General features: G+C 33.0%; 8 protein-coding genes, 2 tRNA genes and 1 pseudogene. All 11 read right to left on the reverse strand.

Annotated elements, in window-relative coordinates:
- Nucleotides 1-213: pseudogene (locus tag AC30RD_RS04625) on the reverse strand (fused protease/ribonucleoside-triphosphate reductase); the annotation flags it as partial.
- 59 nt (nucleotides 214-272) lie between these two features.
- Nucleotides 273-1,430 carry a pyridoxal phosphate-dependent aminotransferase gene (locus AC30RD_RS04630; protein ID WP_489493126.1) on the reverse strand — a complete coding sequence of 386 codons (1,158 nt, stop codon included), beginning with the start codon at nucleotides 1,428-1,430 and terminating at the stop codon, nucleotides 273-275.
- A gap of 222 nt (nucleotides 1,431-1,652) precedes the next feature.
- A complete protein-coding gene (gene cysE, locus AC30RD_RS04635; protein WP_489493135.1) occupies nucleotides 1,653-2,354 on the reverse strand; it encodes a serine O-acetyltransferase in 702 nt (233 codons plus the stop codon).
- A 5-nt stretch (nucleotides 2,355-2,359) separates the two neighbouring features.
- Entirely contained in the window at nucleotides 2,360-4,204 is a 1,845-nt protein-coding gene (speA, locus tag AC30RD_RS04640) for a biosynthetic arginine decarboxylase (RefSeq protein ID WP_489493127.1), read from the reverse strand.
- Nucleotides 4,204-5,439 (reverse strand): histidine--tRNA ligase, encoded by a 1,236-nt coding sequence (gene hisS, locus AC30RD_RS04645; protein ID WP_489493128.1) that lies wholly within the window; start codon nucleotides 5,437-5,439, stop codon nucleotides 4,204-4,206. Before hisS ends, speA begins: the two co-directional genes overlap by 1 nt.
- A gap of 1 nt (nucleotide 5,440) precedes the next feature.
- Nucleotides 5,441-6,016, reverse strand: a complete 576-nt coding sequence (gene tmk, locus AC30RD_RS04650) for a dTMP kinase (RefSeq protein ID WP_489493130.1) — start codon at nucleotides 6,014-6,016, stop codon at nucleotides 5,441-5,443.
- Nucleotides 6,017-6,033: 17 nt separating this feature from the next.
- A complete protein-coding gene (gene coaD / locus AC30RD_RS04655; RefSeq protein WP_489493132.1) occupies nucleotides 6,034-6,504 on the reverse strand; it encodes a pantetheine-phosphate adenylyltransferase in 471 nt (156 codons plus the stop codon).
- Nucleotides 6,494-7,018 (reverse strand): UbiX family flavin prenyltransferase, encoded by a 525-nt coding sequence (locus tag AC30RD_RS04660; RefSeq protein WP_489493133.1) that lies wholly within the window; start codon nucleotides 7,016-7,018, stop codon nucleotides 6,494-6,496. The genes coaD and AC30RD_RS04660 overlap by 11 nt, the downstream gene beginning before the upstream one ends.
- Nucleotides 7,019-7,080: 62 nt before the next feature.
- Nucleotides 7,081-7,155: transfer RNA gene (locus AC30RD_RS04665), tRNA-Gly, on the reverse strand.
- A gap of 6 nt (nucleotides 7,156-7,161) precedes the next feature.
- Nucleotides 7,162-7,247 (reverse strand) — tRNA-Leu (locus AC30RD_RS04670).
- 81 nt (nucleotides 7,248-7,328) lie between these two features.
- Nucleotides 7,329-7,610 (reverse strand): HU family DNA-binding protein, encoded by a 282-nt coding sequence (locus AC30RD_RS04675; RefSeq protein ID WP_489493134.1) that lies wholly within the window; start codon nucleotides 7,608-7,610, stop codon nucleotides 7,329-7,331.
- Between the last annotated feature and the right edge of the window lie 83 nt (nucleotides 7,611-7,693).

A 7,693-nucleotide genomic window follows, 5' to 3' on the forward strand; every position in this document is an offset into this window, starting at 1 on the left:
CTCTTTATAATGGTTTTTTCTTATTGAAAAAACTCCTTCAATGACTCTAATGATAGTATCTGGCCAGTGTTCGTGAGAGTTTGGTCCCGTTTTTCGGCTGTAAGTTCTATAATATGTAGTTTCTCCAAAAGCTCCAAAACCAAAAACAGGTTTAAGAGATTTTATATGTTTTTTGAAATCTTTTGGTAGAAAAAATCTCTCTTTTACATACATTATAAGCCTTACAAACACTTTTTTATATTATAGCTTAAAAAGAGGGGAAGAGTTAGATATTATTTTATGAAGTTTTCAATTCTTCTAATTCCCTCTTTTATTGTATCAAGATCAGTAGCAAAACTAAATCTAAAATGACCATCCACACCAAAGCCAATGCCTGGAACTACAGCGACTCCTGCATTTTCTAATAGATCTTTTGCAAATTTCATAGAATCTTTTTCAATCTTTTCATGATTTACAAATAGATAAAAAGCACCATCTGGTTTTATTACGTTAAGTCCGTCAATTGAGTTAAAAAGTTCCACAGCAACATCTCTTCTTTTTTTAAATTCATTTCTCATATATTCTATATCTTTTTCTATTGTTCCATCAAGTCCTGGAATCGCTGCTTTTTGTGTAATTGAGCATATATTTGAAGTGCTTTGGGATTGGAGTTTTTTCATCGCTTTTATTAGATTTTCATCGGCAGCGGCCAAATAACCAAATCTCCATCCCGTCATTGCCGCAGATTTGCTAAGGCCGTTGATTGTTATCGTTCTTTTATACATATCTTCGCTAATTGAAGCGGCTGAAGTAAACTCGCAATCATAAGTCAATTTTTCATACATCTCATCACTTGCTACAAAAATATCTGTTCCTTCCAATACTTTTGCAAGCTCACTCAATTCTTCTTTAGTATAAACTGCGCCTGTTGGATTTGATGGGGTTGTTAAGATTAGCATTTTTGTTTTGGGGGTAATGGCGTTTTTTAATTGTTTAGGAGTTATTTTAAATCCGCTCTCTTGAGTTGTATTGATAAAGATGGGTTTTCCTAAACTATATTTTACAAGTTCTGGATATGTTACCCAATAAGGCGCTGGTATGATTACTTCGTCTCCCTCATCTATTAATGTTTGAAAAAGATTAAAAAGAGACTGCTTTGCGCCGTTGCTAACAATTATCTGTTTTCTTGAATATTCTAAATTGTTATCTCTTTTTAACTTTTCGCTTATTGCGTCCAAAAGTTCAGGAATCCCTTCAACTGCGGTATATTTTGTAAAGCCTTCGTTTATCGCTTTTATAGCAGCTTCTTTGATGGCCTTTGGAGTATCAAAATCGGGCTCACCTGCCGAAAAACTTAGCACATCTTTACCACTCGCTTTTAATTCCCTTGCCAAAGAGGTTATAGCTATCGTCAAAGATTCAGAAAGAGATTCTATCCTTTTTGAAAACATCTTTTTCCTTTTTTGAAGTTTTAAAAAATTATATCAAAACCATTTTTTGAGTTTTCTGAATAGTTTGGTTAAAATGGTTAAAATAGTTGAGTGGTTGAGTGGTTGGGTGGTTAAAATGGTTGAGTGGTTGAATAGTTGAGTAGTTGAGTAGTTAAGTGAAAAAGTTGAAGAGTGGGTATGGAATTTACCAATTCCTAATTCCCAATTCCTTATTATCCGCTATCAACTTTTCATAGATTTAATAAATGCTTCATAAATATGTTCTAACTCCTCTTCCTCTTTTAATATATCTTTATTCCCGGTTATTAGAGCATGCTCTAGAATGGCTACTCTTTTTATTAGATATTCAAACATCTCTTTATCGATATCTGGCAGTTTATTATGACTAAGCATAGATTTATCCAATCCCTTTTTTATAACTCTTGCGGGTATTCCAACCGCAGTTGAATCATCGGGGACATCTTTTACAACAACAGAGTTTGCTCCAATTCTGACATTTCTACCTAATGTTATATTTCCCAGCACTTTGGCTCCGGCTCCTATAACCGTTCCGCTTTTAATAGTAGGATGGCGTTTTCCTTTTTTTAAACTAACACCACCCAAAGTTACTTGTTGATATATCAAAACATCATCTTCTATTTCGGTAGTTTCTCCGATAACCACGCCGATTCCATGGTCTATAAACACTCTTCTGCCGATTTTTGCGGCCGGATGTATATCAATCCCTGTAAAAATTTGATTTATTCCCATGATAAATCTTGCCATTATTTTAAAACCTTTTTTATAAAGTCTATTTGCTATTCTATACCAAAAAATAGCCCAAACACCGGGATAATTTGTTAATAGTTCAAGTTTACTTTTAATAGCTGGGTCTCTTTCAAAAACTACGCTAAAATCCTCTTTTATTATCTGCCATAAAGAGATATTATTCATTCGTTGTCCTTTTTTGGACTCATTTTCAGATAGCTGTTTTCATTTAAAATAAGAGCCAAAAGTTCAAAAATTTTCTCTTTTTCATCCACATCTAAAAAGTTTGAGTTCGCAAGATTTGTTTTAAGATTGCTTTGCAATTCATTTAAATCATAATCCATATCATATAAAATATCTAAAATACTTTGAGCCTCAACAATTTTTTCAAGGGAATAACCATCTTCTGTAAATTCCACCGTAACTTCGGTAGGATGTGTAAATAGATTGTGTTTCATACCCAATATCTCTTGGTATGCTCCAACTAGGAAAAAAGCCAAAAAATACTCCTCCTTTTTTAGATCTATATCGTGTAAAAAAAGAGGATAATCTATATTAAAATCGATCTCACCATCGCTATCACAAGTAATATCCCACAATGAAGCGCTTCTTGTAGGTCTAGTATCTAAATGGCTCAAAGGCATAACCGGAAATCTTTGTCCAAGTCCCCAAAAATCCGGAAGGCTTTGAAATAGACTAAAATTTAAAAGATATCTCTCTTGAACTCTATCTTGGATTCTTTTTAACTCTTGGTATTTGGAGTTTTTCATTAACTCTATAGCTTTTTTTATGATTAGGTGCACTAAAATCTCTGTGTTGCTTCTATCTTGCAGGTCAATATATCCAAGATCAAAAAGAGTAAGCAATGACTCCATATGATCTAAACTATCATGTAGATATTCAATAGCGTTATTTTTGTTTATAGTTTTATATAGATCATATAACTCTTGCACAAGAGGAGGATTTTTCTTTTTTAGTCTCAATCCTTTTTCCGTATACTCTTGGCTGAAAAGTTCAAGCACCGGAGCGATTAATACCGCATGGGGAGCGGCGATAAATCTACCAGATTCTGTAAAGATATCTGGTTGTATAACTCCCTTTTGCTCTGCTATCTCTTTTAATAAAAATATAACATCGTTGGTAAATTCGGTAATAGTATAGTTTCTTGTATGAATATTTTCATGTTGCGAGTATTCTACTGCCAATCCACCGCCTAAATTTATGGCTTTTAAATTTTTAGCGCCCATTTTTCTAAGTTCTGCGTAAATATTTCCCGCTTCTCTTAAAGCTCTTTTTACTGGAGAAATCTCGCTAATTTGGCTCCCTATATGAAAATGTATCATTTTAAATTTATCAAGGAGACTATTTTGCTTTAATAGTTCAACCGCCTCTAAAAGCTCAGTTGATGTCAATCCAAATTTTGAGTTTATACCTCCGCTTTTTGCCCAGATACCAATACCGGAGCTATGAAGCCTAATCCTTAATCCAATATTTGGTATAGGATCTCCTAACTCTTGAGCAACTTCCAAAATAGTTTCAAGCTCATTTAACCCTTCGATAGTTAAAGTAATATCAAAGCCCATTTTTGCCGCAATAAAACCAAGACTTATCATACCTTTATCTTTAAAGCCATTTACGGTAATTGGTGCATTTTTATTGTTATAAGCCATTGCAATGATAAGTTCGGCTTTACTACCGGCTTCTAAACCGTATCTGTAATCTTTTGCTATATCTACCAGTGAGGAGATAAAATTTGGAAATTGGTTTACTTTAAGGGGGAAAACGGCATTAAAACTTCCGTTATATTCAAATGTTTTCATAGCCCTATGAAACTCTTTATAAAGGGTGTCTATCTGCTTTTTTATAAGATGGGGAAATCTTAAAAGAATAGGGCCTCTAATTCCTGTTTGCCTGATTTTTTTAGTGATTTCCAATAAAGAGGGCCTGTTTTTGTGATTTATTTTAACTAAACCATCTTCTATAAAAAAGTTATTGTTTGACCATATTTTAATCCCGTAATCATACATTATTTAGCTCCAAATTTTTCCAAAAAATCAGAAATTTTGAGCACTTCTTCTTTTTTTTCTTCCAAATCCTTTATCCAAATAGAGCCATCTTTAAACTCTTCTTCTCCTATAATGGCGGCATATTTTGAGTTAAACTTATCCGCAGCTTTTAAGTGGGCTTTTAGACTCTTTTTTTTATAAGACAACCAAGCTTTTTTATTTTTTCTCAAATTTAAAGCTATTTTAAAAGCCTCATCTAGCGCATCTTCAATCATTACTCCAAGATAAAACCCTTCTCTTTTTTTATTTTTGATCTCTATTAGATCTAATATTCTCTCTACTCCTATTGCAAAGCCTATAGCTGGTGTTGGCTTTCCACCCATATATTCTACGAGTCTATCAAATCTTCCTCCCCCGGCTATTGCGTTTTGTGCTCCAAGATGAGAGCTAACAAACTCAAATGCTGTTTTTGTATAATAATCAAGACCCCTAACTAAAAATATATCCACTTCAAAATCTACTTTGTTATTTTTTAAAATATTTTGTAGCGTCTCAAAATCTCTTTTGCAATCTTCGCAAAGATTGTCTAATAATTTTGGTGCATCTATATATACCTCTTTGCACGCTTCAACTTTACAATCAAGAACTCTTATGGGATTTGTAGCTTTTCTTCTTACGCAATCTTCACATATTTTTGCCTCTTTGCTTTCTAAAAATTCTATAAGCTTTTGGCGGTATTTTGGCATACATTTGCTACATCCTAAAGAGTTTATTTTCAAAGTGTAGTTTATATTAAACTCATCTAATATCTCTTTTAAAAGCATTATCATATTTGCGTCTTCATAAACGCTTTGTTCGCCAAATGTTTCGCAACCAAATTGATGAAACTCTCTTAATCTTCCTTTTTGGGGTCTTTCGTATCTAAACATAGGACCATAATAAAAAAATCTAAATACTTTATCTTGTCTGTCAAATTTATGTTCTATAAAACTTCTAACAACTCCGGCAGTTCCTTCCGGTCTCAAGCATACGTCGTTACCACCCTTGTCTATAAACTGATACATCTCTTTTCCCACTATATCGCTGCTTTCTCCCACACTTCTTTTAAAAAGAGCGGTCTCTTCCAAAATAGGGGTTTCTATATAATCAAATCCATAATTATTAGCGATTTTTGAAGCTTTTTCTAAAAAAAGAATATATTTTTCGCTAAGGGGAGGTAAAATATCTTTCATTCCTCTAAGTGCTTTTATCGCCATTTTAACCCTTTTTGATAAAATCTATAATTATTTTATTAATCTCGTTTTTTGGTTTTGAAGCATCAATAATAATATATTTGCATCCGGATATTTTTAAAGCTTCTTTCATGCTTTTTTGAACATTTAATAAAAAATCGATTCCTTTTTTTTCTATAATATCAAGCTTTTGAGTTTCAAATCTATTTTTAAGCTCTTTTTTATCTATCTCAAACATAATTATTTTATCTGGCAGATGATTTTCCAAAGATAAAGAATTTAGCTCAAATAGTGTTTCATAATCCAAATCGCTTTTGATATGAGCATAAGCTATACCTGAGATAAAGCCTCTATCGCTTATTATTAATTTATCAAGATTTGGTTTGATTATTTTATTAAAATGTTCGTTTCTATCTGCTAAAAAAAGAAAAATTTCGGCAATAGGCGATATTTTTTCATTTAAGACTATATCTCTTATTTTCTCTCCAAACTTTGTTCCTCCGGGCTCTTTTGTAAAAATAGCATCTTTAAACTCATTTTTTAACATCTTTATTTGTGTGCTTTTACCGACTCTATCAATACCTTCTAAAACGATATACATTTTTTTCCTTGATAAAATTAGCTATCTAAATATTTTAATATCTCGTTTGGAACCAAATGGCTAATATCTCCTTTAAATTGCAAAATAGCTCTAACAACCGATGAGCTAATAAAGGCGTTTTTTAAATTTGGCATAAGATATATTGTTTCTAGATCTTTTTTTAACGATTGATTTGCGTATCCCATCTGAAGTTCATACTCAAAATCGCTTACCGCCCTTAAACCTCTTATAACTACGTTGGCTTTTTCTTTGTTGCACAGATCCACAAGTAAAGTATCAAAAGAGATAACCTTTACGTTGTTTAAATTTTTCGTAGCCTCTTTTGCCATAAGAACTCTTTTTTCTATATCAAACATAGGTTTTTTCTCTTTAGATATGGCAATAGCTACGATAACTTCGTCAAAAAGCTTTGAAGCCCTAACAATAATGTCTAGATGTCCGTTAGTTATAGGATCGAAGGTTCCGGGATATATGACTTTATTTCTCATCTTCTCCCCATCTTTTATATAACGAGTTTTCAATACCTATTAGATCAAACCATTTTCCAATAATAAACTTTTCCATATCTTCCAAATTTTTCTGATTGCTATAATATCCCAATACGGGAGGTGCAATTATAACATTTAATTTAGAAAGTTTATGCATATTCTCAAGAGCTATGGGGCTAAAAGGTATCTCTCTTGGAGCTAAAAGGAGTTTTTTTTGCTCTTTTATCATAACAGAAGCGGCTCTGGTGATTAAATTGTCTGCTATTCCCACCGCGATTTTTGCTAAAGTGTTCATAGAACATGGAGCTACTATCATTGCATCGCATTTAAAGCTACCGCTTGCGGGAGGTCTATAAATTTCATTATCTAAATAGATGTTATTCTCTTTTTTCAAGACTATTTTGGCGTTTTTACTAATTATTAGATATTTTTGATGAGACTGAGGAATTAATTCAAAAGCTTTCAATCCAAGATTTGCTCCGCTAGCACCAGATATAGCAACAACTATTTTCATTAAAGCCCTTAGATTTTTTTATAATGATAGCTAAAAATTATTGAAGGAAAATTTAGAAGAAGTGGAGCGGGAGACGGGATTCGAACCCGCGACCCCAACCTTGGCAAGGTTGTGCTCTACCCCTGAGCTACTCCCGCAAGAAGTGGTACCGAGGGAGGGACTCGAACCCTCACGGGCAAAGCCCACGAGATTTTGAGTCTCGCGTGTCTACCAGTTTCACCACCTCGGCAAATTTTGATGGAAATTATATAACTATGATACTTAAAGGAGATTAAAAAGTTAAAGTTAGATTGGCCCGAAGGCCAAGAAGCTATTTCGCTTTTGCAACAGCTTCTTTTAATTTTTTTCCTACTCTAAATTTTACAACTGTTGTAGCAGGAACTTTTACAACTCTGTTTGTTCCAGGAACTTTTGCTTCTCTTGCAGCTCTTTTGGCGGTAGTAAATGTCCCAAAACCTATAAAAGCTACATCTTCACCCTTAGTCAATGCTTCAGTGATCGTCTCAAGTGCCGCATCAATAACCTTTTGAGTGTCTTTTTTAGACAACCCAGCTTTTTGAGCAACTGCATTGATAAAATCAGCTTTTTTCATTGGACATCCTTTAAAAAAATTTATTACATTTTAATTGTATAGATTTTTTTTAAAAAAATCAAGGATTTTTTTGAAAAAATCCT

Source organism: Nitrosophilus sp. (genome assembly GCF_982775275.1).